The following is a 25574-nucleotide window of genomic DNA, read 5'->3' as shown; positions in this document are numbered from 1 at the left end:
TCAGATCTCCGAGGTCGAGGCGAGCGCGTTGACGGCGGCTGCGGCCATGGCCGATCCGCCACGATGACCGTGCACGGTGATCCAGGGCACGACGTGACCGTCGGCCAGCCGGTGTTCGGCGAGCGCCACCTTCGACTCGGCCGACCCGACGAACCCGACCGGCATGCCGACGATCGCTGCCGGTCGCGGCCCGCCGTCGTGCAGCCACTCGAGCACGTGGAACAACGCGGTCGGCGCATTGCCGATGGCGACGACGGCGCCGTCGAGTCGGTTGCCCCACAGCGACACCGCAGCGGCCGCGCGGGTGGTGCTCCACCGCCCCGCGAGAGCCGGCACCCGCTCGTCACGCAGGGTGCACACCACCTCGTTGTCGGCGGGCAGGCGGGTGCGGGTGATGCCGGAGGCGAGCATCACGGAGTCGGTGAAGATCGGTGCGCCGGCGCGCAGCGCGTCGCGGGCGGCGCGCACGACGTCGTCGTGGGCGGCCACGCACTCGGCCACCGCGGGGTCACCGGCCGCGTGCACCACCCGCGCGACGACCGGCTCGGTCTGCGCCGGGAACGCCGACAGGTCGGCGAGGTCGCGGATCATCGCGAACGACCGGCGGTAGATCTCCGGTCCGTCGGTGAGGTAGTCATACCGGCGCGCCGGCGGAAGTGACTGCGGATCAGGCAAATCGAGGTTCACGGCAGGATCTCCTGGACGGTTCGGGGCGCGATCACGAGGCGGTGCTCACCGGCGGGTCGGCCACAGGCGCGCTCGCACCCGACGACGTGGGTGCGCGGACTGTCGATCGGCAGCGAGCGCGCCGCGGCGGTAGTGAGCGCGATGGTGGGTGTGTCGGTGCGACGGCACCACGGCGCGCCGACGCATGCGGACAGGGTGGCCCACGGTGAGTGCGCCGCGACCGCGAAACCACCGGCCTCGAACACGTCGAGATCGATGTCGTCGGTGCGCACGACGATCGACCGCCACGGCGTCACCACAACTTCCTCGGCAGCGCTTTGCAGCAGATCAATCTGCTCGATCGTGAGCATTCCCAAGGGAACTCCGAGCACGAAGGCGCCGTGACGTGCACCGTCCGGCGTGTGGCGACCAGGGGTCGGTGGCGGCGCGGCGTCGATGTTCATGGGGGCAAGGCCGGCGAACACCGGCGACTCGGGCGGCAGGTCGCGCACGTTCCAGTGCGATTCGTCGTCGCGGGCCCGCAGGAAGCACCGAGCACGGTCGAGCATGGCTGCGACGGCGTCCTCGGGTGCGCAGTCGACGCCCATGCCTCCGACGAGTAGCCGGCCGCTGGTCTCCGACAGCCGCTGGAACGCGACGTCGTAGGGCTCGCCGAGCACCTGCCCCTCGCGACCGGCCACGGCGAACAGCCAGCGCCCGGAAAGCCCGGCGAGCAGCGGGTCGGCGATCAGCGCCGCATCGAGTGCGGCGACCAGTGGCGGCAGCGTCTCGTCGAACGGGTCGGCGATGACGTTGCGCACCCGCTCGTGACTCGCCGATGGCAACAAACCGGTCGCCTCGATCTGCGAAATCAGCTGAGGTATCAACGGATTCGGCAACGAACGCAACTGCAGGTTGCCTCGTGACGTGAGCTGCACGAAGGGCGCGCCGTGCTGCTTGCTGATGTCGCCAAGCCGATGCAGCGTGGCGGTCGACAGCCGTCCACCGGGCAGGCGGAGACGTACCAGGGCGCCGTCGTCGGCGAGGTGCGGACGCAGCAGGCCGGGGCAGCGGTCGGCGCCGGAGCGATCGGTGGGCACGGTCACGCGGTGGAGGATACGCAGGTCGACCGCCGCGACCGTCGGGGTAGGGTCGTCTCGGCCCCAGCAGACGGAACCCGGTGCGAATCCGGGACGGTCCCGCCACTGTGAACCCCGAAGGGTGAGTCAGGAACGCCTGCGGAGCCGGCCGATCCGATCGTGATCGGTCCCGATCGTTCCGGGGCGCGGACCCCGCGAAGGAGTTTCGCCGATGGCGCGTATCGCCCTGCTGTCCACGTCCGACACCGATCTGCTGAGCGCGCGCGCCAGCGGCTCCGAGTTCGCCTGGGCCAACCCCGCCCGCACCCCGATCGGCCCCGCGGTCGAGGGCGCCGACATCGTGATCGCCCGCATCCTCGGCAGTCCCGACGACGTCGCCGACGAGATCCGGGCGCTCGGCGAACGGGTGCCGCTGATCGTGCTCGGCGGCGAACTCACCCCGAACGCCGCGATGATGCAGCTGTCGCGCCGGGTGCCCGCCGGAGTCGTCAACGAGGTGCACCGCTACCTGGTCAACGGCGGCCCCGACAACCTCACCAACCTGCACGCGTTCCTGTCCGACACCCTGCTGCTCACCGGCGACGAGTTCGCCGCGCCGCAGGAGCTGCCGACCTGGGGTGTGCTCGATCGCCTTGCGGCACGGGAGGATTCGGGCGCTCCGCGGGTAGGGGTGCTCTTCTACCGGGCGCAGTACGCCGCCGGAAACACCGACTACGCCCACGCGCTCTGCGACGCCATCGACGCCGCGGGCGGGGTGGGGGTGCCGATCCACGCCGCGTCGTTGCGCGACGCACCGGACGATCTGCTCGCCGAGCTCGGCACGCTCGACGCCCTGGTCACGACGGTGCTGGCGGCCGGAGGCACCAAGCCGGCGCACGCCCAGGCGGGCGGCGAGGACGAGACCTGGGACGTGCGTCCGCTGGCCGCTCTCGACATCCCGATCATCCAAGGGCTGTGCCTCACCTGGAGCCGCGAGGTGTGGGCGGCCTCCGACGACGGCATGTCGCCGCTCGACGTCGCCACCCAGGTGGCCGTGCCCGAGTTCGACGGACGCCTGATCACGGTTCCGTTCTCGTTCAAGGAGATCGACGCCGACGGGCTGCCCGCCTACGTCGCCGACCCGGAGCGCTGCGCACGGGTGGCCGGCATCGCGGTGAAGCACGCGCGCCTGCGGCACACCCCACCGGAGCAGCGCCGCATCGCGGTCATGCTGTCGGCCTACCCGACCAAGCACTCCCGCATCGGCAACGCGGTCGGGCTCGACACCCCGGTGTCGACGATCCGGTTGCTGAGGGCCATGCGCGAGGCGGGTTACGACCTCGGCCCGCGCGGCGCGCTGCCCGGGCTCGACGACGTGGACCCGGTCGACGGCGAAGCGCTCGACACCACCGCCGGCAACGCGCTCATCCACGCGCTGATCGCGGCCGGCGGACAAGACCCCGACTGGCTCACCCAGGAGCAGGTGAGCAGCGCACAGGTGCGCATCCCGGCCACTCGCTACCGCAGCTGGTTCGAGACGCTTCCGGCCGCCCTGCGGGAGTCGATGACGGACACCTGGGGCGAGGCGCCCGGCGAGCTCTACGTCGACACCTCGCGCGACCCCGACGGCGAGATCGTCTGCGCCGCGATCCAGGCGGGCAACGTCGTGCTGATGGTGCAGCCGCCGCGCGGCTTCGGCGAAAACCCGATCGCGATCTACCACGACCCCGACCTGCCGCCGACCCACCACTACCTGGCCACCTACCGCTGGATCGAGCAGGAGTTCGGCGCCCACGCGGTGGTGCACGTGGGCAAGCACGGCAACCTCGAGTGGCTGTCGGGCAAGAACCTCGCGATGTCGGCGTCGTGCGGCACCGACGCCGCGCTCGGCTCGCTGCCGCTGATCTACCCGTTCCTGGTGAACGACCCGGGCGAGGGCACCCAGGCCAAGCGTCGCGCCCACGCCACCGTCGTCGACCATCTCGTGCCGCCGATGGCGCGCGCCGAGAGCTACGGCGACATCGCCCGACTCGAGCAGTTGCTCGACGAGTACGGCAACGTATCGGTGATGGACCCGGCGAAGGCGCCGGCGCTGCGCGGCGAGATCTGGACGCTGCTGCAGGCGGCCCGGATGGACCAGGACCTGGGAGTGAGCGAACGCCCCGACGACGACAGCTTCGACGACTTCGTGATGCACCTCGACGGCTGGCTGTGCGAGATCAAGGACGTGCAGATCCGCGACGGCCTGCACGTGCTCGGACAGGCGCCCGAAGGCGACGAACTGATCAACCTGGTGCTCGCGATCCTGCGCGCCGGGCAGGTCTTCGGCGGACGCGGCGACGGCATCCCCGGGCTACGGCACGCGCTCGGGCTCACCGACGACGCGACGTCGCAGCAGACCGACCGCGTCGAAGAGCTGGCCCGCACCCTCGTCACCCGGGTCGCCGAGGCCGGCTGGAACGCCGCGGACGTCGAGCGGATCGTCGCCGAGGTGACCAGTGAGCCGAACCCGGCGGCGACCGCGTCCCTGCGGTTCGGGTGCGAGGAGGTCGTGCCCCGGCTGCAGCAGACGACGCGCGAGATCGCGATGGTGCTGCATGCCCTCGACGGCGGATACGTGCCGGCGGGCCCGTCGGGTTCGCCGCTGCGCGGACTGGTGAACGTGCTGCCCACCGGCCGCAACTTCTACTCGGTCGACCCGAAGGCGATCCCGTCGCGCCTGGCCTACCAGACCGGGTCGGCGATGGCGGAGTCGCTCGTGCGGCGCTACCGCGACGAACACGGCGAGGTGCCGGAGTCGGTGGGCCTGTCGGTGTGGGGCACCTCCGCCATGCGCACCAGCGGCGACGACATCGGTGAGGTGCTCGCGCTGCTCGGCGTCGTGCCGGTGTGGGACGAGCAGTCGCGTCGGGTGGTGGGCCTGGAGGCACTGCCGCTGCCGGAACTCGGCCGCCCGCGCATCGACGTCACCGTGCGCATCTCCGGCTTCTTCCGCGACGCCTTCCCGCACGTGATCTCGATGCTCGACGACGCGGTGGCGCTGGTGGCCGGCCTCGACGAACCCCACGACCAGAACTTCGTGCGCAAGCACGCGTCCGCCGACCTCGCCGAGCACGGCGACGAACGTCGTTCCCGCATAAGGATCTTCGGCTCCAAGCCGGGCTCCTATGGGGCGGGCATCCTGCAGGTGGTCGAGTCGGGCACCTGGCGCGACGACAAGGACCTCGCCGAGGTCTACGCCACCTGGGGCGGTTACGCCTACGGCCGCGGACTCGACGGTGCACCGGCCCGCGGCGACATGGAGCGCAACTACCGGCGCATCCGGGTGGCGGCCAAGAACGTAGACAACCGTGAGTCGGACATCCTCGACTCCGACGACTACTTCCAGTACCACGGCGGCATGGTCGCCACCGTCCGCGCGCTCACCGGCGCCGATCCCGAGGCGTACGTGGGCGATTCGACCTCACCCGACAACGTGCGCACCCGCACGCTGCAGGAGGAGACCAACCGGGTGTTCCGGTCGCGGGTGGTCAACCCGCGGTGGATCAAGGCGATGCAGCGGCACGGCTACAAGGGCGCCTTCGAGCTCGCCGCGACCGTCGATTACCTGTTCGGCTTCGACGCCACGGCCTCGGTCGTGCCTGACTGGATGTACGAGTCGGTGGCCACCGAGTACGTGCTCGACGACACCAACCAGGCCTTCATGCGGCACGCCAACCCGTGGGCGTTGCAGTCGATCGTGGAGAAGCTCGCCGAGGCCGCCGATCGCGGGCTGTGGCAGGAGCCCGACCCCGAGCTCATGGCGCAACTGCAGCAGGTCTACCTCGAGGTCGAAGGTGACCTCGAGGAATGAGCGAGCAGCCAGCGCCGCAGCGCCCGGTGCCGCTGGTCGGCGACACGACCTCGGCGCAGCAGCGCCGCGACGACCCCGCCGGCTGGGCGATGCCGCCCGAGGTGGTCGACGCACTCGCCGCAGTGGTCGCCGGACGGCGCGACATCCGACGGTTTCGGCCCGACCCGGTGCCCGACGAGCTGCTGCGGCAGGTGCTCGAGGCCGCGCACAGCGCGCCGTCGGTGGGCCATTCGCAGCCTTGGCGCTTCATCGTCGTGCGCTCGCCGGCCACCCGAGATCGGGCCGCCCATCTCGCTGACCGGGCTCGGCTCGAGCAGGCGTCGGAGCTGACCTCGGAGCGGGCCGCGCGGCTGCTCGACCTCAAACTCGAAGGGCTGCGCGAGGCGCCGGTGGGCGTGGTCGTCACCTGTGACCGGCGTACCCCCGCGGCCGGGGTGCTCGGGCGCGCCACCTTCCCCGACGCCGACCTGTGGTCGTGCGCCTGCGCGGTGCAGAACCTCTGGCTCACCGCCCGCGCGCTCGGCCTCGGCGTGGGCTGGGTGACGCTGTTCGACCAGGCCGAACTCGCCGACCTGCTGCACCTGCCCGACGGCGTGGTGACCCTCGGTTGGCTGTGTGTGGGGTGGCCCGACGAGCGTCCGCCCGCGCCCGGGCTCGAACGCGCGGCGTGGTCGCGCAAGGCCCCGCTCGACGACGTGGTGTTGCAGGAGCGCTGGCCCGACGATTCAGCCCCGCCGGCGCCACCGACCTCGCATCTGCGCGGGCCCGAGCCGGGGCGCCGGGTCGACGGCACCGACGACACCGACCGGCTGCTCAGCCCGCCGGAGGCGCTCGGCGCGCTCGATCGCGCGCTCCACCTGGTGCGTGCCGCGGCCGGACCCGACCTCGACACGGGCACGCTCGTGCTCGTCGGCGCCGATCATCCGGTGACCGCCCACGCCGTCAGTGCCTACGACCGGTCGGTGACCCGTGACGTGCTCACCAGTGCGGTCGGGGGCATTTCGCTGGGCGCCGCTCATGCCCGCGCCGCCGGGCTCGACGTCGTGGTGGTCGACGCCGGAGTGGGTGAGGCGCACGTCGAGGGCGCTGTCGACGTGCGGCCGCACGACCCGCGTGGAGACCTGGTGACGACCGACGCGATGACGGCCGCCGACGTCCGCCGATTGATGGACGCCGGACGCCGGCTCGGTGCCGGTGTCCCCGGAATCGCCCCCGGACTCGTCGCACTCGGCGAGGTGGGGGTGGGCAACACGACGGTGGCCGCTGCGCTCACCTGCGCGCTCACCGGCACACCCGCGGCCGACGTGGCGGGGCTCGGATCGGGCGCCGACGCCGACATCGTGGCCCGCAAGACGGAGGTGGTGGCCGCGGCGATCGACCGCCTGGGCCACACGGACGACGTGCACCGGATGCTCGCCGCGGTCGGCGGACCGGAGTTCGCGGTGCTGACCGGGGTGGTGCTGGGCGCAGCCCGCGCCGGACGACCGGTCGTGCTCGACGGTCTCGCCACCAGCGTCGCCGCGCTCGCCGCGGTCGGCATCGAACCCTCGGTGCAGGCGTATCTCATTGCGGGACAACGCAGCCGGGAGAAGGCGCACGGACTCGTGCTGCGGCGGCTCGGCCTCGAACCGTTGCTGCAACTGCGGCTGCGCGCCGGCGAAGGGGTGGGTGCCTGCCTCACGGCGGGGATGGTGCTGCAGGGCATGGCCGCCCGGCGGACGACGGTGCGAACCAGCGCGCGAACGGCTCAGCGCAACGCGTAGACGTCCATGATCCAGCCGTGCTGCTCGCGCAGCCGCGTCCTCGTGGCGACCAACTCGTCGATCACATCGGTCAGTCGGCCCGAGCGCAGCTCCTGCTGCGGCATCCCCAGGTAGGCGCCCCAATGGATCTGCAGGTCGGGTGCCCGCTCGACCAGCTCACGGCAGGCGAGCGCGCCGTCCAGCATCACCACGACGGTGCCGAGGTCGGGCGACCACTCGCCCGCCAGACGGCGTCCGGTGGTGATGTGCACCGGCTCGCCGATCTCGTGCAGCACGATGCGGTGCGCGGCAGCCAACTCCTGGATGGCGCTGATTCCGGCGAACACGCTGACCTGCAACGGCATTCGGGTGGCGACGGCGTCGACCACGCGGATCGTGCTGTCGTAGAACGCCGGGTCGCCCCACACCAGGAACCCGACCACGGTGCCCTCGGGCAACTCGCCCAGCACGGCGGCGTACGCGTCGGCGCGGGCGGCGTGCCAGTCGCGCACCGCGGCGCCGTACTGGACGCGATCGCGGCCGGCGTCGGGGCCGCGCTTCGGGTCGGGCACCGCGACGAACCGGTAGCCACCCTCGGGCACGAACCGGTCGAGGATCGCGCGTCGCACCTGCAGCAACTCGTCAGCGGCGGCGCCCTTGTCGGCCACGACGAACACGTCGACGCAGCGCAGGGCGTCGGCGGCGTCGGCGGTGACGTGGCCGGGCGAGCCCGCACCGATGCCGATGATCTTGACCTGCAACGGAATCGGGTCAGTGCTCATGAGATTCCCGTCGGGCGAGGTCGAGCAGCCGGTCGAGGTCAAGGTGTTGCTCCACGGCGTCGGCGAGCGTGTCGATCATCGCCGTCCGGCGGTCGGCGAACCCCGGGCCGGGCTGCGGGCTCCAGGTGGAGCCCGCCTGCTGCGCGACCACGGTGAGCCAGGCCTGGCGGAAGGCATCATTCTCCAGGGTGCCGTGCCAGATCGTGCCCCACACCGGGCCGCGGACGCCGCCGCCCGGGAACGACCCGTCGTCGACCACGCCCTCGACGATGCCGTGGTGAATCTCGTAGCCGGACACCGCATTTCCCTGCCAGGTGGAGTGCGGCCGGGCGAGCACCTTGTCGGCTGCGAAGTGCACCACACCAGGCAGATGCCCGAGTCCGGGAGTGACGCCTTCGCCGCTCTCCAGCGAGTCGTCGATCGACTCCAGCAACATCTCGTAGCCGCCGCAGATGCCGAGCACCGGACGTCCCTCGCGCACCCGCTCATCGACCACCGCGTCGAGCCCACGCGAACGCAACCAGGCGAGATCGCTGACCGTCGCCCGTGAGCCGGGCAGCACCAACAGGTCGGCTTCGCGGCACCATGACGGGTCGGTGGTCACGCGCACCTCGACACCGGGTTCGGCGGCCAGTGCGTCGACGTCGGTCGCGTTCGAGGTGCGCGGCAGGCGGACGACCGCCACGGTGAGCGAATGTTTTTGTGGCGCAGCGGGTTTCCAACGGCCGATGGAAAGGGCGTCTTCACCGTCGAGCCACACGTCGTCGAGCCAAGGCAGCACGCCGACACACGGCATGCCGGTGCGTTCGACGATCGTGTCGAGGCCGGGGTCGAGCACCGAGCGGTCACCACGGAACTTGTTGACGCACCACGCCCGCAGCACCGCCCGGTCGGCGTTGTCGAGCAACGCCCAGGTGCCGTAGGTGGCGGCCAGCGCGCCGCCGCGGTCGATGTCGGCCACCAGCAACGCCGGTAGGCCGAACTGCCGTGCCAGACCGAGGTTGACGTAGTCGCCGGCGCGCAGGTTGATCTCCGCCGGTGACCCGGCTCCCTCGCACACCACCACGTCGACGGACGCGGCCAACTCCTCGTACGCGGCGAACGCCGCCTCGCGCAGGTGGGCGCGTCCGGTGGCGTACTCGCCCGCCCGTAACTCGCCGGCCGGGCGGCCGCGCACGACGACGAACGCGCGCCGGTCGGACCCCGGTTTCAGCAGCACCGGGTTGTGCAGCGAGGTGGCCTCGACGCCGGCCGCCTCGGCCTGCAGGTATTGCGCGCGGCCGATCTCGCTGCCGTCGGCACAGACCATCGAGTTGTTCGACATGTTCTGCGCCTTGAACGGGGCGACGCGCACTCCGCGTCGGGCCCAGGCACGCAGAATTCCGGTGACCAGCAACGATTTTCCGGCGTCCGAGCTCGTTCCCGTCACCAGCAGCCCCGACATGGGGCACGAGTCTACGATCGGCCTCATGCCCTCCGTCCACCTCGTCCGCCACGGCCGGTCGACGTGGAACGAGCAGGGGCGCATTCAAGGGCAGACGCCGCACCCGCCGCTCACCGAACTCGGCCGCACCCAGGCGCTCGCGGCAGCCCGAACGCTGCGCGCAGCGATCGGCGCGCAGTCGGCGCAGATGCTCAGCAGCGACCTGGTGCGCGCGCAGCAGACGGCCCAGATCATCGGCGCCGCGCTCGACCTGCCGGTGCGCACCGATGTGCGGCTGCGGGAGCAGGCCCTGGGGGAGATGGAAGGGCGGCTCGCCCGCGAACTGACCGCGCAACCCGCACCTGAAGGCGTGCCGGTCGAGGAGGTGCGCTGGGGCGGGGGCGAGAGCCTGCTCGACGTGCACCGCCGGCTGAGCGCGCTGATGGCCGAACTGGCGACGGCGCCCATCGAACACCTCGTGCTGGTCACCCACGGCGACACGCTGCGGATGGCCCTCGCGGTGCTCGCCGGCCGCACTCACCGGCAACTCGACTGGCGCCTCACGATCGACAACGGCAGCGTGCACACCACCGAACTCGACCCCGCGGCCGCTGCGCTCAGCCGCTGAACCGCACCTGGCCGCCGACGACCGTCGTCAGCGCCCGCGCTTCGTGTGCGCGCTCGGGCGTCGCGATGAGATCGGTGTCGACCGCGACGAAGTCGGCGAGCATGCCGGGGGTGAGCGTGCCCACGTCGTCCCAACCGGCTGCGTAGGCGGCCCCGCGCGAGTGGGCGGCCAGCGCCTCGATCATGCTCACCCGCTCGTGCGGCTGCCAGCCGCCGGCGGGAGTGCCGTCGACGCGCTGTCGGGTGACCGCCGCGTGCAGGGCAACGAACGGATTCGGGTCTTCGACGGGGGCGTCCGACCCGAACGCCAGCGGCACCCCGGCGTCGAGCGCCGACCGCCAGCCGTACGACACGATGTCGTGGCCGTCGAGCAACGCATCCACGAGCTCGAAGTCGGTGGTGCAGTGCACCGGCTGCATCGAGCCGACCACACCCAGCCGCGCCATGCGGGCCAGATCGGCCCGGCGCAGGTGCTGGGCGTGTTCGATGCGCAGCCGAAGGTCTGAGCCGGTCGCCCCGAGCACGTGCTCGTACGCGTCAAGCACCTCGGTCGCCGCACGGTCACCGATCGCGTGGGTCGCCACCGCGATGCCGGCCCGCACCGCGAGCTCGGTGTAGACCTTCAGCTGCTCCTGGGTGAGCGTCGGCACGCCATGCCCGCCGTCGTGCCCGTCCTCACCGGCGAACGCCTCGGTCATGTGGCAGGTGTGCGAACCGAGCGCGCCGTCGGCGAACAGCTTCAGCGGCCCCACCCGGATCCAGTCGTCGCCCTCGCCGGTGCGGCGCCCCTGCTGCATCGCCAGCGGGAGGTCTTCGTGTCGAATCGCCTTGCTGACCCGCATCTTCAGGGCACCTTGCTCGTGCAGCGCGCGCAGCGCCACATGGGCGTCCTCGTGATCGATCTCGGTGATGCCGGTCAGCCCCACCGCGAGCAGGTCGTCGATCGTCTGCGCCATCAGCCCGGGCAGGGCGTCGGCGTCGTCGATCGGCAGGTCGTCAAAGGCGGTGCAGGCCGTCTCTCGCAGCACCCCGGTGAGCTCACCGTCGGCGTCGCGTTCGAGGCGTCCGCCGGCCGGGTCGGTGGTCTCCGGGCCGTAACCCACCAGCCGCAACGCGGCGGAATTCGCCCACAGCGAGTGGTAGTCGGCGCTCGCCAACACCACCGGACGCGGCCCCGTCACGACATCGAGGGTGCGCCGGTGGGGCTGCCGACCGCCCCACTGGTTCGCGTCCCACGCGCCGCCCCACACCAGACCGGTGCCCGGATTCGCCGCGAGAAAGCGCGCCACCCGCTCGGCCGCTTCGAACTCGTCGGCACAGCCACGCACGTCGACCTCGGTGCGCACCCGCGCCAGCGACGCGGCATGGATGTGCGCGTCGTGCAGACCCGGCACCACGAGCGCACCCGGCAATGTCTCGATCTGCGAAACAGTCTGTGCGGCAAGGGATTCGGCGTCGCCGGTCGCGACCACGCGCCCAGCCTCGACCAACACGCCGGTGACGAATTCGGTTCCGGTCCAGATCTTCTCGCCACGCCACAGGGTGCTCACCCGCACAATGTAGTGCGGGCCTCCAACCCTGCGGACGGCGCGGGCAGGCGGCCGGCACCGGCGCCGGCGACCGTCCGGACGCTGGTTCACCGGGTAGGTTCAGGACGGCCCGATCCGAACAGGAGCAGCACGAAGTGACATCGACAACCGGCGCGCGCGTGCGCCGCACCCCGGCGCCGTGGTGGATCGCCGCGTTGTGCGGCATCCCGTTGATCTTCGGGTTCGTCGGAGCCCAGGCGAGCAAGGGCGCGATCCAGGACGACCTCACCGAACGCGCCCAGCAGGTGCTGCAGGGAGTCGGAGCGAGCGACGCCACGGTGAGGTTCGACGGACGCGACGCGACGCTGCGCACCGCCGACGGCGCCGACACCACCCGGGCACGCGACGCCTTGGCAAAGATGTCCGGAGTGCGCACGGTCGTGGTGCAGGGGAGCGCGCAGTGACCTGGTTGACGATCCAGACCATCGCTTGGTGCCTCGTCGGGTTCGCGGTCGGTGCGCTCGCGGCCTGGTTGGTCGCGGTGATGTTGTTCCCACATGAGGCGCAGGTCGCGGCGCCGGGTGCCGGCGAATCGCAGGTCGACGGGTCGTCCGCGGCCGACGGCGCCCCCGCCGGCGAAGCGGGAGACGGCGCATGACCTGGCTGTTCCCGCACATCTGGTTGTGGGTGCTGATCAGCACGCTTCTCGGGTTCGCGATCACGCTCTACGCGACGATCGGCGGTTCGTCGCGCCCGCAAACTCCCCGTGCGTCCAGGGCCACTCGCCGGAACCGGGCCGACGCGCCGACGCCGGACGAACCGGTCGGCGAACGTACCCGCCATCGCGCCGCGATCGCCGACCAGGCGAGCCCTGCGGCCCCCGCTGGCAGTGCGGCTGCGGCTGGCAGCGGTGCTCGCCGGCGTCGGCGCTACGAAGTCGAAGACGTCGAGGTCGAGGAGTGGGGGCCTGGGCAGGTGTTCCCGGTCGAGCCGTCGGTCCCGTTGCGTGACGCGGCGGCGCGGGGGTCCGAACCGAAATCCGGCACCGCATCCGGCGGCACGTCCGAGATCGCACCGGACACCCCCACGGGCACCGGCCAGCGCTGATGCGCCTGCCTGCCTACGACGTGCCGGTGACGCCACTGCGTCGTCGCGCGCTCGTGCACGAGACCGTCCTCGTCCTGCTCCTGAGTCTCGGCGCGTCGGCGATCTACTCAGTGCTGTCGATCATGCGCAGCCTGTCGACCGACGTCGCGCTCAACAAGCAGACGACCACGATGAACCGCAGCCAGGCGAGCGCGTCATGGCTCGACCTGGTCTACCAACTCGTCGGCGTCGGTCTCGCAATCGTGCCGGTGCTCCTGGTGATCCATCTGCTCAACCGTGAAATGTCCTCTGCGACAACGTGGCTGGGGCTCGACGGGAGACGCAAAGGACCCGATCTCGCGCTCGGCGCAGCCCTTGCTGCGGTGATCGGCATTCCGGGTCTGCTGCTGTACCTCGCGGCTCGAGCTTTCGGACTCAATACGACACTCGCCGCGTCGGGTCTTGGCGAGCACTGGTGGGCGATCCCTGTGCTGGTGCTGGCAGCACTGCAGAACGGACTGCTCGAAGAGGTCATCATGATCGGCTACCTCTTCACCCGCTGGACGCAAGCCGGCTGGTCGTGGATCCAGGTGCTCGTCGTGTCGGCGCTGATCCGGGGCACCTACCACCTTTATCAGGGCTTCGGCGGGTTCGTCGGAAACGTCGTCATGGGGCTGGTGTTCGGGCTCGTCTACCGCCGCACCAAGCGGGTGATGCCCCTGGTCATCGCGCACACGATCCTCGACATCGTCGCGTTCGTGGGTTACGCGCTGCTGAAGTCGCACGTCTCCTGGCTCTGAAGGGTCGCACCACCGTGAAGTCGTGGTCGGTTTCGACCGCACCGCCCCGAACGCCGGGAACGCGAACTAATCTCGGCTTATGACCAATCTCGCCTGCAATCTGCAGAACACCGCTGCCCAGCACCCCGACAACGTCGCACTGCGGATGGGCGAGCACTCGATGACCTTCGCCCAGCTGGCCGACGCGGCCGGACGCGTGGCGAACCTGTTGAAGGACAAGGGGATCCAGCCGGGCGATCGGGTTGCCATTTCGCTGCCGAACGTCTTCGACTTCCCGGTCATCCTCTACGGTGCGCTCCAGGCCGGCGCCGTGGTCATCCCGATGAACCCGCTGTTCCGTCCGCGCGAGGTGGAGTACTACCTGTCCGACTCCGGCGCCAAGCTGATGTTCGGCATGCCGGGCGACGCCGCCGCAGGGGCGGAGGAGGCCGGTGTCCCGTTCATCGAGGTGCCGTTGCCCGCCGGCATCGGTGAGTCGATCAAGCAGTACGAGCCGAGCACCGAGTTCGTCGACCGCGACGACAGCGACACCGCCGTGATCCTCTACACCTCCGGCACCACCGGTCGTCCGAAGGGCGCCGAGCTGACCCACTTCTCGCTGAACAAGAACCAGGAGGTCGTCGCCCGCACGCTGATGGCGATCACCGCGGACGACGTGATCGCCGGCTGCCTGCCGTTGTTCCACGTCTTCGGCCTGACCTGTGGCCTCAACACCTCCGTCGCCACCGGCGCGACGCTGGCCATGGTCCCTCGTTTCGAGCCCGGCGCGGTGCTGGAGATGCTCGACAAGGCCGGCGTCACGATCTTCCAGGGCGTGCCGACGATGTACCAGGCGTTGCTGGCTGCGACCGCCGATCGGGAGGTCAACTTCCCCAAGCTGCGGGTCTGCGCCAGCGGCGGATCGGCGATGCCGGTCGAGGTGATGAAGAAGTTCGAGCAGAAGTTCGGCTGCGTCGTGCTCGAGGGTTACGGCCTGTCCGAGACCTCGCCCGTCGCGTCGTTCAACCACCCGAACGCCGAGCGCAAGGCCGGCTCGATCGGCACCCCGCTCGAGGGCGTCGAGATGCGCCTGGCCGAGCCGGACGGTTCGGACACCGCCAAGGGCGAGATCGGCGAGATCGCGATCCGTGGCCACCTGTTGATGAAGGGCTACTGGAAGCGTCCGGACGCCACTGCCGAGGCGATCCGCGACGGCTGGTTCTTCTCCGGCGACCTGGCGCAGATGGACGACGACGGTTACTTCTTCATCGTCGACCGCAGCAAGGACATGATCATCCGCGGCGGTTACAACGTGTACCCGCGCGAGGTCGAGGAAGTGCTGTACGAGCACCCGGATGTCGCCGAGGCCGCCGTCATCGGCGTCCCGCACGAGCACTACGGCGAGGAAGTGATCGCCTACGTCGTCCGTACCGGCGACTCGCAGCTGACCGAGCAGGAGATCCAGGACTTCGCCAAGGAGCGCCTGGCCGCCTACAAGTACCCGCGCGAGGTGCGGTTCATCGGCGAGCTGCCCAAGGGAGCGACCGGCAAGATCCTGAAGCGTGAACTGCGGGATTCCTCAGAGGGCTGAGCGATGAGCGACATACCCGCGGACGACCTCGGTGCTCAGTTGTTGTCGGCGGTGGCCAAACTCAACCGCTGGGCGACCAAGCATTCGGAGTTGCCGATCCCGACCGGTCAGGCACGTCTGTTGAGCCTGGTCGAGGCGCACGACAAGGCCCGGGTGGGTGAGCTCGCCGCGGCCGACCACTGCAGTCAGCCGACGATGACCGCTCAGGTGAAAAGGCTCGAGCAACAAGGGTTGTTGGTCCGTGCGAGCGACGAGGACGACGCCCGTGCGAGCCTGATCTCGCTGACGGACGCCGGACGCCGGGTGCTCGACGAAGCGCGGCGGGCGCGGTCGGCGACGATCACTCCGGTGCTCGCCGGACTGTCCGAGCAGGATCGCGAAGTGCTGGTGCGGGCGAACGAGTTGTTGCGACAGATCGCGTCCGAGCGTCCCTGACAACCGGTCGCGATAACGACCACCTCCCTTGAATACGCCAGTAATAAGGAGACCGGCCGTTATGACGACCGTCGGGCGAGGCGTCGTGACATCTGTCATCGAGGCTGGACTCCACCCTTGACAGGGTGTGATGTGCGTCCCTACGGTTCCATCAGTCGGTATCCAAATTTCGCATTGCGAAATGCACCTCAAAACCGAGTCTTTGGGTGTCCTGGCCGCGGAGGGCGCCCCTACCAAGGAGCAGAACCGATGGCGATCTCTCTCGGAAGCAACCAGTACGGCAAGGCGGAGAACCGTGTGATGCGGGTCTACCGCGACACCGACCGTCACTCGATCCGTGACCTCAATGTCTCGACCTCGCTGCGTGGCGACTTCACCGCCGCCCACCTCGAGGGCAACCAGGGCGACGTCCTGCCGACCGACACCCAGAAGAACACGTCCTTCGCGTTCGCCAAGGAGGTCGGCATCGAGTCGCCGGAGGCGTACGGCGTCGCGCTCGGCAAGCACTTCCTGACCGCCGCTGCGAAGGCGACCGGATCGCAGATCCGCATCGAGGAGTACGCCTGGGACCGCATCCAGGTCGACGGCCAGGGTCACGACCACTCGTTCGTGCGCCGCGGCACCGAGACCCGCACTGCGATCATCACGGTCGAAGGTCGCGGCGCCGACCAGAAGGTGTGGGTCGTCTCCGGCCTGGAGGACCTCATCGTCCTGAAGTCGACCGGCTCGGAGTTCAAGGGCTTCCTCAAGGACAAGTACACGACGCTCGAGGAGGCCGACGACCGCATCATGGCGACCAGCCTCACCGCGCGCTGGCGCTTCAACACGATCGACGGCGTGAACTTCGACGAGGTCTACGATGACGTCAAGAAGCTCTGCCTGGCCGCGTTCGCGACCACGTACAGCCGCGCGCTGCAGGAAACCCTCTACGCGATGGGCCGCGACGTGCTCGAGGCGCACCCGGAGATCGACGAGATCAAGTTCTCCGCGCCCAACAAGCATCACTTCCTCTACGACCTCGACCGGTTCGGCCTTGAGAACAACGGCGAGGTCTTCATTGCCGCCGACCGCCCGTACGGCCTCATCGAAGCGACCGTCCTCCGCGACGGTGCCGGCGAGCCCGGCGAGGCGTGGACCGCGGTTCCGTCCTTCATCTGAGTTCCGACACGACTGCACCGCTCGCCGAAAGGTCTGCGGCACAGTCGTTTTGGTTTCACCCGTGACATGAAGGCGCGACAGTCGTCCGTTACGCCGCGGTACGGACGTGCACCAGGGCGTAACGCGCGACTGTCGCGCTTTCGTCGTCCCAGAGCTGTTCGCCGGGAAGTGGGAAGTCAACCCTCGAGCGCCTGAATCGCGAGCAGCACCGCAGCCCCGGTCCAAGCGAGCGGCGCCACCGCGGCAGGCTCACCCGTCTCCAGCACCTTCTCCGGGTACGAACCACCGATCGTGCGATGTTCACCGAGCCACTGCACCATGTCCCTGGCCCGCTGCGTCTGACCAGATGCACCCAGAACAGCTGCGACAGTAGCGGTTTCGGGCGTCCAGCTGATCCCGTCCCGGTGCCAACTCGAACCCGGTGCCAACCCGCCGGCCGGTCGTTTCAGCCGGGGCAACAGCGAGACCAGACCTTGCAGCGCATGCTCGTTCACCGCGTGCCGGAAGGGTGGAAGCAGGAAGGCAGCGCCGATGTCAGGGTCGCTGCGTCCGGGGTGGCGCGGGTAGCCGTACCGGCCGTAGGCGCTCATGATCGTGGCGTCCAACCGAGTCAGCGCACGGCTGGCTCGCTCGGCTCGCGCAGTGTCGCCGAGTGCGGTCAGCAGACGCACCGACGCTTCGAGGCCGGCGGCGAGCACCGCGCACGTGGCCAGAGTCGGTGACCGTTCGGTCACCTCCCAGTAGTCCGGGGTCGCCGGCGGCAACCCGGACGAGGTGTTCGTCGCGGAGATGATCCGGTCGGTGCTGCGCACGATCAGCGATCTCCAGGACGCGACCTCGACGCGAGCCCGGTCCGCCGGCAGACGCGCTCGTACCTGGTCGGCCGCCCACAGAGCCCATCCCGAACCGTCCAACTGCCGTGCCCGGCGGTCGGGGCTGCGTGAGGTGCCGGGCACGTATCGAGCCTCGAACCAGCCGTCGTCCGATTGCGCCGACCGCAGGAAGCGGATGACTCGCACGGCGGCATCGGGCTGACCGGTCATCGCCTGAGCCACCGCGACGAACGCGCTGTCGCGAGGCCAGCTGAACCGCCAGTACGGCGTCCACGCGGCGACCGGACTCGGCAGACCGTCGGAGAGCACGAACACGTCCTGCAACGCCGAGCGCGCGAACTCCTTGAAATCACCGGTGCGCGACCACTCCGGAGCGGCAGCGAGCATGATGTTCTCGGTGGTGAGCAGGGCGGACGCGTCCGGTGCCGTCTGCAGGACTCGGCTGTCCCGGATCAACAGGCTCACTTCCCCGGACTGGACGAGCGTGCGGTCTTCGCCGGGCACCGGATCGCCTTGCGGTGCAGGCCCTTTGGCAACGGTTGCGGAGTACAGCGGCACGTGGCGGGGGTACTCGCGGCGGGGCCAGGCCTGGTAGCCGAGCAGGCCGCCGGCGCCGGCGGTGGTGGCGACGGCCGCGGCCACGAAGGTGCGCCGGGTCGGACGCGCTCGCTCGCCGTTCACCACGCGTCCAGACTAGGCGGGACGGTTCGCCTAGGGTGTTGCCCATGGGTTCGATGCACCCCGCCGCCCGCGCCGAGGACGCGTTCAACAGTGTGCTGGGCAGGTTGCTGTCGCGACGTGGATTCGTCACGCGCGTGTTGGCCTATTCCGGCTACGCCAGCAGTACCCAGGCACGGGTCATGGGACGCATCGTGCTCTCACGCGTCGACGCCGCCGACCAACCGATCGACCCGATGTACGCCAGTGTGCGGCGCGGCATCCGGGTCTTCATGGCCGCCCCGCAATCCCGGCAGCCGGTACAGGTGCGACTCGGAGATGCGGTCGTGGACACCCACTCCGATCGCGGTGGCTACTTCGACGTCACTCTGCAGGGCCACGGACTCGAGCCGGGTTGGCACCACGCCCGGGTGCGCTGCGGAACGGTCGAGAGCACTGCCCCGGTGCAGGTGATCGGCGACGACATCCGGTTCGGGATCATCAGCGACATCGACGACACCTGCGTCGTCACCTCGCTCCCGCGTCCGATGCTCGCCGCGTACAACACGTTCGTGCTGCCGGAGACGGCCCGCCGAGTCGTGCCCGGGATGTCGGCGCTGTATCGGTCGCTGCTCGCGCACAATCCCGGATCGCCGATGTTGTACCTGTCGACCGGAGCCTGGAACACCCAGCCCATCATCAATCGCTTCCTGCAACGCCACGGGTTCCCGACCGGCGCGTTGCTGATGACCGACTGGGGTGCCACCGAGACCGCCGTCTTCCGGAGCGGACGCGAACACAAGCGTTCGCAATTGCGCCGACTGGCAGTCGAATTCCCGAACATCCGGTGGCTGCTGGTGGGCGACGACGGGCAGCACGATCCGGAGATCCACGACGAGTTCGCCGCCGAGATGCCCGACAACGTCCGGGCGATCGCGATCCGACAGTTGACCGTCACCCAGCAGATGCTGTCGCACGGTCACCCACTGTCGCGCGACGACGGACGCGAGTCGCCGACCTTCAAGGTCGAGGGCGGCGACGGGTACGCCCTCTTCCAGGAACTCTCCTGCCTGCGCACCCTCGATACCGGCGTCTCCCATGCCTGAGTTGCCCGAGATCGAGTCCCTCGTGCGCTTCCTGCGCTCGCGGGTCGAAGGCGTCGCGGTGGCCGACGTCGAGCTCGCCTCGTTCAGCGTGCTCAAGACCTATTCACCTGCGCCGCAGGCACTCTGCGGACTTTTCGTCACCGACGTGCGCCGGTTCGGCAAGTGGATCGACCTCGACGTCGACGGCATCCACCTCGTCTTCCACCTGTCCCGCGCGGGCTGGTTGCGTTGGTATGAGAAGGCACCGGCCACCCGGCTACGTCCGGGCGGCAAGTCCCCGGTGGCGCTGCGGGTCTCGTTCGAGGACGGCTCGGCGTTCGACCTGACCGAGCAGGGCACGCAGAAGCGTCTGGCCGCGTACATCGTCAAGGACCCCACCACCGAGGTGCCGCAGATCGCCTCCCTCGGGCCGGACGCGTTGTCCGACGAGTTCACGCTCGAGGTGTTCGCGCAGTTGCTCGCCGCGAAGAAGGGGCAGATCAAGGGCGTGCTGCGCGACCAGTCGGTGATCGCCGGCGTCGGCAACGCCTACTCGGACGAGGTGCTGCACGTCGCGAAACTGTCGCCGTACGCGAAGGCGGATTCCCTTGATCCCGAAGCGGTTTCGCGGCTCTACAATGCGATGCGGGATACCCTCAACGGCGCGATCGAAGCCTCCGCAGGCAAGCCCGCCGCCGAACTCAAGGACGCCAAGCGCTCCGGGATGCGGGTGCACGGACGCGCGGGCGAGAAGTGCCCGGAGTGCGGCGACGTGGTGCGCGAGGTGTCCTTCGCGGACCGCTCGATGCAGTACTGCGCGACCTGCCAGACCGGCGGCAAGACGCTCGCCGACCGGCGCATGTCCCGCCTGCTCAAATGATGCTCACCTGACGCCGAGTGGCCGGGCTGTGAACCAGCGTCCGGGCTATAGCCCGTCCACCAGTTCACAGCCCGGCCACTCGGTGAAGGTCTGTGTGTCAGATGACCGTGGGTTCGACGTTGTGCTGGGTGACGACGGGCTTGCCGTCGAACTCCCACTGCTTCATCCCGCCGACGACGTTCGCGACCTCGAAGCCCTGCGCCTCCAGCCACTGAACGGCGCGGCTCGACCGGTTGCCCGAACGGCAGACCACGGGCAGCGGCTCGCCCTCGGGCAGGTCACCCAGGCGCTCCGGAATCTCTGCGAGTGGAATGTGTACCGAGTTGGGTGCGTGGCCCGCGTCCCATTCGTCCTGCTCGCGGACGTCGAGAATGACCGCGTCGTCGGCGATGTCCTTCGGCTGCAGTTCTTCGCTCATGGTGACCAGCGTAGGGATCGTCGTACACCCGTGCTGCAGTTCGGCGCGGCCCAGAATCCTGGGTCCGGGATTGCACGGGTGTGACGCCTGCGCACCGACGAACTGCAGCACAGGTGTACGGCACGGCCGTACTAGCATCGCGGGAATGAAGATCCTGTCGATCCAGAGCTCGGTCGCCTACGGCTACGCCGGTAACTCCTCCGCCGTCTTCCCGTTGCAGCGCCTGGGGCACGAGGTCTGGCCGGTCTACACCGTGCACTTCTCCAACCACACCGGTTACGGCGAGTGGCGGGGACCGGTCTTCGAACCCGAGACCGTGCGTGACGTGATCACCGGCATCGAGGAGCGCGGCGTCCTGCCCGAATGCGACGCCGTGTTGTCGGGCTACATGGGCGCCGACCCGATCGGCACCGTGATTCTGGACGCCGTCGCACGGGTGAAGGCGGCGAACCCGAAGGCGATCTACTGCGCCGACCCGGTCATGGGCGACGTCGGACGCGGGTTCTTCGTGCGTCCGGGGATCCCCGAGTTCATGCGTGACAAGGTCGTGCCGGCCGCCGACGTGATCACCCCGAACCAGTGGGAGTTGCAGTACCTCACCGGTGAGCGCGAGATCCACTCCGTCGCCGAACTGCTGGACGCCGCGCGCTCCATCCGTGAACGCGGCCCGGAGACTGTGCTGGTCACCTCGGTGCAGACCGACGAGACCCCGGCCGACTCCGTCCAGCTGGCCGTCGTCAACGGGGACGGCGCCTGGATCGTCACCACCCCGTTGCTGCCGATGTACGTGGTCGGTGCCGGCGACGCGACCACAGCGATCTTCCTGGCGCACCTGCTCACCGAACCCGCCGAGCAGGCGCTCGCCGCGACCGCCGACTCCGTGTTCGGCGTCATGGAGACCACCCACACCGCGGCCACGCGTGAGATCCAGATCGTCGGCGCTCAGGAACTCATCGCCCACCCGACGGGGCGGTTCGAGGTCACCCGGCTCGACTGACGGATTCGCCGAAGCCCCTCCCGCATTCGCTCGGCCACTGCCACCATGGACAGTACGCGTCCACCATCGCCATGAAGGGCCTGGGCGCGTTGCCGCTCATCGACGTTGTGATCCCGGTTGCGACGTACTACCTGTTCCGGGCGTTCGACCAGAGCCAGACGGTCGCGCTGCTTGTGGCGACGATCGCATCCGCCTGCGCAACATCCAGGTCATCGTCAAGCATCGTGAGGTGGACGGATTCGCGGCCTTCATGTTCGTGATTCTCAGCGGCTGTTCCCACCGCGGCCTGATGTCTTCCGCTAGCGGCGTCTAGTCGAATTGCTAGATAGGCAGATAAGACCCGATCAGAGGCGTCGAGCCATCGCCACGTCGTCGACCTCGCCCCAGCTGAACCGCAGACCTCCCGGCAGGCGCCCGGTCTCGACGTAGCCCAGTTGTTCGTAGAACTTCTCCAGTCCGGTGCCCCCGCGGTAGCTGATCTCGCAGATCTCGACGCCGTCCCGGCGTGCCTGCCCGTGCAGGGCGCCCATCAGGATGCGTCCGAGATTCCGCCCGCGCTCCTGCGGGTCCGTCATCACGCGGTAGAGCGTGGCGCGGTGCGCGGTCGAGAACCACGTCGCGCGCTGGATGAAGCCGAACCCGAGCAGCGGGCCGACCTGGGACGGGTCGTTCCAGGTCTCCTCGTTCGGCGCGTGTAGGCGCAGAAGTGTGCTTGCTTCGGCGGACAGGTGACGGTCGAGCACCGTCGCCACCTCGTCGCGGGGTGCGGCACCCTCCCAACCGACCGCACCACCGTCCGCGTTCACCCGGCACCACAGGTCGAGCACCTCGTCGTAGGCCTCGCCGATGCCGATCCGCGCGGTGGGCGACTCGAAGAGCAGGTTGTCGGGGAGGTGCTCCGGGTCTTGGGGCATCCGGAATGGGCCGAGGTCTTCCATTCCGGCGCGCTCGGCGATGCGCAGGGACGGCTCGTTGGCCGGTGCGATGCGGGTGATGACCGGTCCCGCCGTATAGAACTCCTGCGCGTATGCCGTTGCCGCACAGGCTATCTCGCTGCCGAAGCCGCGGCGCCACGACTGCGGGTCGAGCCGGTAGTAGAGATTGAGGTGCGGGTGGCTCTGGTAGTTCATAGCGCGCACCCCGCCGATGCCGACCGGCGTGCCCTCGTGCTCGGCGATCCAGTAACTGATGCCGTCGGCGTCCCACCCCTCCCGCCAGGTCTGCAGCGACTCGACCGCGTCGTCACGGGTGCGCGGCGCCTCCGACATGAGCTCGTACCCGGCCGGGTCGGTGTGCCAGCCGATGATCCGTTCGTCGGCGACATCGGCGTCGGTGATCGGCCGCAGGGTGAGGCGGGCGGTGTGGATCGTGGTCACCGCACCATCTAATCCCGTCGCCGCGCGAGTCGGCGACGGGATTACGGCGTCAGACGACGGGCAGGCGCGGCACGCAGGGCACGTAGACGTTGCCGGCCGGGTTGAGCGCTTTCTTTGTGAGGCCGATCAGGCGCCACGAGTAGAGCATCGACAGGTGGTCGCTGAGGTCGACCGCGCAGCCGTCCTGCAGGGTGATGTTGTTGACCGTCGCGCCAGGTCCGGCGGTGAGGAAAGTGCGGGTGTAAGGCGTGGTGACCTCGTCGTACTTCGTGCCGATCACCGTGTAGTTGACGCCGGGCACGGTGTCGCCGTTGGCGTTGAGCTGCTGCTGGAACGGCGAGTCGATGGTCTGGTCGACGGCGGCCTGGCCGAGTGCGGCCGGCGTGAGGTTGAGGATCCCGAGCTGATCGGCGGGCGTCGCCAGACCACTGAGGGTGGTGCCGTGGTTGGTCGCGCCGTACTGGATGAGGTTCTTCACCTTGTTGGCGGCGGGATTCGAGGCGTTGGCGCCGCCGTAGAACTGCAGGTAAGAGCGGGCCGCGATGCCACCCTGCGACCAGCCGACCATGTCGACTTGCGCCGCACCCGTGCTGCCGAGCACCTGGTCGACGAACTGCGAGATCTCGGCGCCGGACGGCTTGATCGCGGCAGTTGCGTAGACGCCGGGCAGTTTGCCGGCGATCGAGTCGTTCTCGTCGCCGTAGTTGAGGCCGAACACGCAGTAGCCGGCGCGCTTGAGTTCGGGCGACAGAAGCGCGAACGAGGCGTAGCGGTTCGCCCAGGTGCCGTGCACCAGCACCACCGGACGCGGGTGTGCGGCGCTGGGCTTGCAGTCCCAGTCGTTCATGCCGGGCGCTACGGCGTTGGGGGAGAAGGCCGACCATGCGAGGGCGGCGGGGAAAGACAGCTGGGTCGGTCCGACCGGGTCGGACGCGGCCTCGGCCTGCTGCGGAAGGGTGATCGAGAGAGCGAGGGTGGCGGCCACGGCGGCGCTCACGGACAGCATGCGCTTGGACATCGGAGCACTTCTTGTCGGCGGCAGCAGGGGGCGTGCCGGCTGCGGCAGACCGTTGCGTACTCTCGGTAATGTGTCAAGGGTCACATTCATCAGGTGAACAAGCATGCACGTTGTCACTGCGCGCCAGTGCTGTGATGAGGTCGACTAGGCGACTATCGCAATTGCAATAGATTTGATGAGACTTCCTGATCGCGGGATTGCGACCAGCTCCGGTGGATCCATCGGACTCGCTAGCGAAATATCGGGTGTTCGGTAGAGATGCGCATACAGTCCTCGCATGGACCCGATCCGTAATCCGTACGCGCCGGGCGCCGGCCAACGTCCGCCCGAGCTCGCCGGCCGTGACGAGCAACTCGACCAGTTCAAGGTGGTGCTCCAGCGCATCGCGCGCGGTCGTCCGGAGCGGTCGATCGTGCTCACCGGACTGCGTGGCGTGGGAAAGACGGTATTGCTGAACGCACTTCGCTCCGAGGCGGTACGGGCGAAGTGGGGCACCGGCAAGTTCGAGGCTCGGCCCGACCAACGGCTGCGCCGACCGATTTCGAGTGCGCTGCATCAGGCGGTCCGCGAACTGGGACACCCACAGAGCGAGGACGTCGACCACGTCCTGGGCGTCATCAAGGCCTTCGCCCAGCGCGACGCGGCACCCAACGCGAAGCTGCGGGACAAGTGGAGCCCGGGCATCGACGCGCCGGCCGTGAGTGGGCGCGCCGACTCCGGCGATATCGAGATCGATCTGGTCGAACTGCTCTCGGACGCAGGCGGATTGGCTGCCGACATGGGACGCGGTATCGGCATCTTCATCGACGAGATGCAGGACCTGCACCCCGAGGACATCTCTGCATTGTGCGCGGCGTGCCACGAGATCAGCCAGTCCGGTCTGCCGGTCATCGTCGTCGGCGCCGGCCTGCCGCACCTGCCGGCCGTGCTGTCGGCGTCCAAGTCTTACTCCGAGCGGTTGTTCCGTTACGCACGGATCGATCGCCTTCCCCGCGAGGCGGCCGACCGTGCACTCCAGGGTCCGGCGCAGGACGAGGACGCCGAGTTCGAGCAGGGCGCTCTCGATGCGATGTACGAGGTGACCGGCGGCTACCCGTACTTCATCCAGGCGTACGGCCAGGTGGTGTGGGAGTTGGCCCCCAAGTCGCCGATCACCGCGTCCGATGTGGCCGTCGCTGCCCCACAGGCCGAGGCCGACCTCGCTGTCGGATTCTTCGGTTCACGCTACGAACGTGCGACGCCGGGGGAGCGGGAGTACCTACGCGCGATGGCGGAGGCCGGCGGCCGGCTGCCCGATTCGGAGAAGGACGAGGTCGGCTCGGTGCTCACGTCCGATGTCGCCGACGTCCTCGGCCGCAAACCCCAGTCCCTGTCTCCCGCAAGGGATGCACTGTTGAAGAAGGGGCTCGTCTACTCCAACGAACGCGGACGTGTCGCGTTCACCGTCCCGCACTTCGGCAAGTACCTGCGCAGCGTGAGCTGAGACCAAACCAAATCGGCGTGAGTTTCTGCCCTTCGCCAGGGACGGCCAAGGGCAGAAACTCACGCCGATTCGACAGA

The 25574-nt window shown here is 69.4% G+C and carries 23 protein-coding genes and 1 riboswitch; of the genes, 14 read left to right on the top strand and 9 right to left on the bottom strand.

Features of this window, described 5'->3' with window-relative positions:
- Together MF407_RS14105 and MF407_RS14100 are read right to left on the bottom strand one after the other, a co-directional pair.
- A complete protein-coding gene (locus MF407_RS14105) occupies positions 1–687 on the bottom strand; it encodes a precorrin-8X methylmutase (RefSeq protein ID WP_345770873.1) in 687 nt (228 codons plus the stop codon).
- A complete protein-coding gene (locus MF407_RS14100) occupies positions 684–1772 on the bottom strand; it encodes a cobalamin biosynthesis protein CobG (protein ID WP_239702673.1) in 1089 nt (362 codons plus the stop codon). Before MF407_RS14100 ends, MF407_RS14105 begins: the two co-directional genes overlap by 4 nt.
- Before the next feature lie 21 nt (positions 1773–1793).
- Positions 1794–1921, top strand: a riboswitch (cobalamin riboswitch).
- A gap of 56 nt (positions 1922–1977) precedes the next feature.
- Here MF407_RS14100 and cobN point away from each other — a divergent pair.
- Both cobN and bluB read left to right on the top strand, forming a co-directional pair.
- On the top strand, positions 1978–5598 hold the full coding sequence (gene cobN, locus MF407_RS14095) for a cobaltochelatase subunit CobN (protein ID WP_239702672.1): 3621 nt from the start codon (positions 1978–1980) through the stop codon (positions 5596–5598).
- The gene (bluB, locus tag MF407_RS14090; RefSeq protein ID WP_239702671.1) at positions 5595–7361 is read left to right on the top strand and encodes a 5,6-dimethylbenzimidazole synthase; all 1767 of its coding nucleotides are present in this window, start codon (positions 5595–5597) and stop codon (positions 7359–7361) included. Before cobN ends, bluB begins: the two co-directional genes overlap by 4 nt.
- On the opposite strand, the gene cobF is transcribed toward bluB, so the two are convergent.
- Entirely contained in the window at positions 7346–8122 is a 777-nt protein-coding gene (gene cobF, locus MF407_RS14085) for a precorrin-6A synthase (deacetylating) (RefSeq protein WP_239702670.1), read from the bottom strand. The genes bluB and cobF overlap by 16 nt on opposite strands.
- Complete coding sequence (locus MF407_RS14080) at positions 8112–9566, bottom strand: cobyric acid synthase (protein WP_239702669.1); 1455 nt, start codon at positions 9564–9566, stop codon at positions 8112–8114. Before MF407_RS14080 ends, cobF begins: the two co-directional genes overlap by 11 nt.
- Before the next feature lie 25 nt (positions 9567–9591).
- Here MF407_RS14080 and MF407_RS14075 point away from each other — a divergent pair, with 25 nt between their 5' ends.
- Positions 9592–10173: a histidine phosphatase family protein gene (locus MF407_RS14075; protein WP_129624472.1), complete on the top strand. Its 582-nt coding sequence runs from the start codon at positions 9592–9594 to the stop codon at positions 10171–10173.
- Here the strand turns inward: MF407_RS14075 and MF407_RS14070 are convergent.
- The gene (locus MF407_RS14070) at positions 10163–11722 is read right to left on the bottom strand and encodes an amidohydrolase (RefSeq protein ID WP_168990120.1); all 1560 of its coding nucleotides are present in this window, start codon (positions 11720–11722) and stop codon (positions 10163–10165) included. The two genes, MF407_RS14075 and MF407_RS14070, sit on opposite strands and share 11 nt — an antisense overlap.
- Before the next feature lie 134 nt (positions 11723–11856).
- Between MF407_RS14070 and MF407_RS14065 the strand changes: the two genes are divergently transcribed.
- From MF407_RS14065 to pucL, 7 genes are all read left to right on the top strand, one after another.
- Positions 11857–12165, top strand: a complete 309-nt coding sequence (locus MF407_RS14065; RefSeq protein WP_168990119.1) for a hypothetical protein — start codon at positions 11857–11859, stop codon at positions 12163–12165.
- Complete coding sequence (locus tag MF407_RS14060; RefSeq protein WP_170221656.1) at positions 12162–12359, top strand: hypothetical protein; 198 nt, start codon at positions 12162–12164, stop codon at positions 12357–12359. The genes MF407_RS14065 and MF407_RS14060 overlap by 4 nt, the downstream gene beginning before the upstream one ends.
- A complete protein-coding gene (locus MF407_RS14055; RefSeq protein ID WP_129624469.1) occupies positions 12356–12808 on the top strand; it encodes a hypothetical protein in 453 nt (150 codons plus the stop codon). The genes MF407_RS14060 and MF407_RS14055 overlap by 4 nt, the downstream gene beginning before the upstream one ends.
- A complete protein-coding gene (locus tag MF407_RS14050; protein ID WP_129624468.1) occupies positions 12808–13587 on the top strand; it encodes a CPBP family intramembrane glutamic endopeptidase in 780 nt (259 codons plus the stop codon). Before MF407_RS14055 ends, MF407_RS14050 begins: the two co-directional genes overlap by 1 nt.
- A gap of 79 nt (positions 13588–13666) precedes the next feature.
- On the top strand, positions 13667–15157 hold the full coding sequence (locus tag MF407_RS14045) for a long-chain fatty acid--CoA ligase (protein ID WP_129624467.1): 1491 nt from the start codon (positions 13667–13669) through the stop codon (positions 15155–15157).
- A gap of 3 nt (positions 15158–15160) precedes the next feature.
- Positions 15161–15592 (top strand): MarR family transcriptional regulator, encoded by a 432-nt coding sequence (locus MF407_RS14040; RefSeq protein ID WP_129624466.1) that lies wholly within the window; start codon positions 15161–15163, stop codon positions 15590–15592.
- Between the two features lie 249 nt (positions 15593–15841).
- Positions 15842–16750 carry a factor-independent urate hydroxylase gene (gene pucL, locus MF407_RS14035; protein WP_239702668.1) on the top strand — a complete coding sequence of 303 codons (909 nt, stop codon included), beginning with the start codon at positions 15842–15844 and terminating at the stop codon, positions 16748–16750.
- Between the two features lie 176 nt (positions 16751–16926).
- Here the strand turns inward: pucL and MF407_RS14030 are convergent, their stop codons facing one another.
- The gene (locus MF407_RS14030) at positions 16927–18267 is read right to left on the bottom strand and encodes a hypothetical protein (RefSeq protein WP_239702667.1); all 1341 of its coding nucleotides are present in this window, start codon (positions 18265–18267) and stop codon (positions 16927–16929) included.
- Between the two features lie 41 nt (positions 18268–18308).
- Between MF407_RS14030 and MF407_RS14025 the strand changes: the two genes are divergently transcribed.
- Positions 18309–19346: a phosphatase domain-containing protein gene (locus tag MF407_RS14025; RefSeq protein WP_239702666.1), complete on the top strand. Its 1038-nt coding sequence runs from the start codon at positions 18309–18311 to the stop codon at positions 19344–19346.
- Positions 19339–20205, top strand: a complete 867-nt coding sequence (locus MF407_RS14020; protein ID WP_129624462.1) for a DNA-formamidopyrimidine glycosylase family protein — start codon at positions 19339–19341, stop codon at positions 20203–20205. Before MF407_RS14025 ends, MF407_RS14020 begins: the two co-directional genes overlap by 8 nt.
- A gap of 97 nt (positions 20206–20302) precedes the next feature.
- Here the strand turns inward: MF407_RS14020 and MF407_RS14015 are convergent, their stop codons facing one another.
- Entirely contained in the window at positions 20303–20623 is a 321-nt protein-coding gene (locus tag MF407_RS14015; RefSeq protein ID WP_129624461.1) for a rhodanese-like domain-containing protein, read from the bottom strand.
- Between the two features lie 145 nt (positions 20624–20768).
- On the opposite strand from MF407_RS14015, the gene pdxY reads away from it, so the two are divergent.
- Entirely contained in the window at positions 20769–21620 is an 852-nt protein-coding gene (gene pdxY, locus MF407_RS14010; RefSeq protein ID WP_239702665.1) for a pyridoxal kinase PdxY, read from the top strand.
- Positions 21621–21964: 344 nt separating this feature from the next.
- On the opposite strand, the gene MF407_RS14005 is transcribed toward pdxY, so the two are convergent.
- On the bottom strand, positions 21965–22996 hold the full coding sequence (locus MF407_RS14005) for a GNAT family N-acetyltransferase (protein WP_239702664.1): 1032 nt from the start codon (positions 22994–22996) through the stop codon (positions 21965–21967).
- Positions 22997–23045: 49 nt separating this feature from the next.
- On the bottom strand, positions 23046–24014 hold the full coding sequence (locus MF407_RS14000) for an alpha/beta fold hydrolase (RefSeq protein ID WP_239702663.1): 969 nt from the start codon (positions 24012–24014) through the stop codon (positions 23046–23048).
- Positions 24015–24291: 277 nt separating this feature from the next.
- On the opposite strand from MF407_RS14000, the gene MF407_RS13995 reads away from it, so the two are divergent.
- On the top strand, positions 24292–25497 hold the full coding sequence (locus tag MF407_RS13995) for an ATP-binding protein (RefSeq protein ID WP_239702662.1): 1206 nt from the start codon (positions 24292–24294) through the stop codon (positions 25495–25497).
- Positions 25498–25574: the final 77 nt, after the last annotated feature.

Origin of the sequence: Yimella sp. NH-Cas1 (assembly GCF_022359705.1) — a bacterium.
GTDB classification, from domain to species: Bacteria; Actinomycetota; Actinomycetes; order Actinomycetales; family Dermatophilaceae; genus Yimella; species Yimella lutea.
This window is presented reverse-complemented; position numbering and strand designations above follow the sequence as displayed.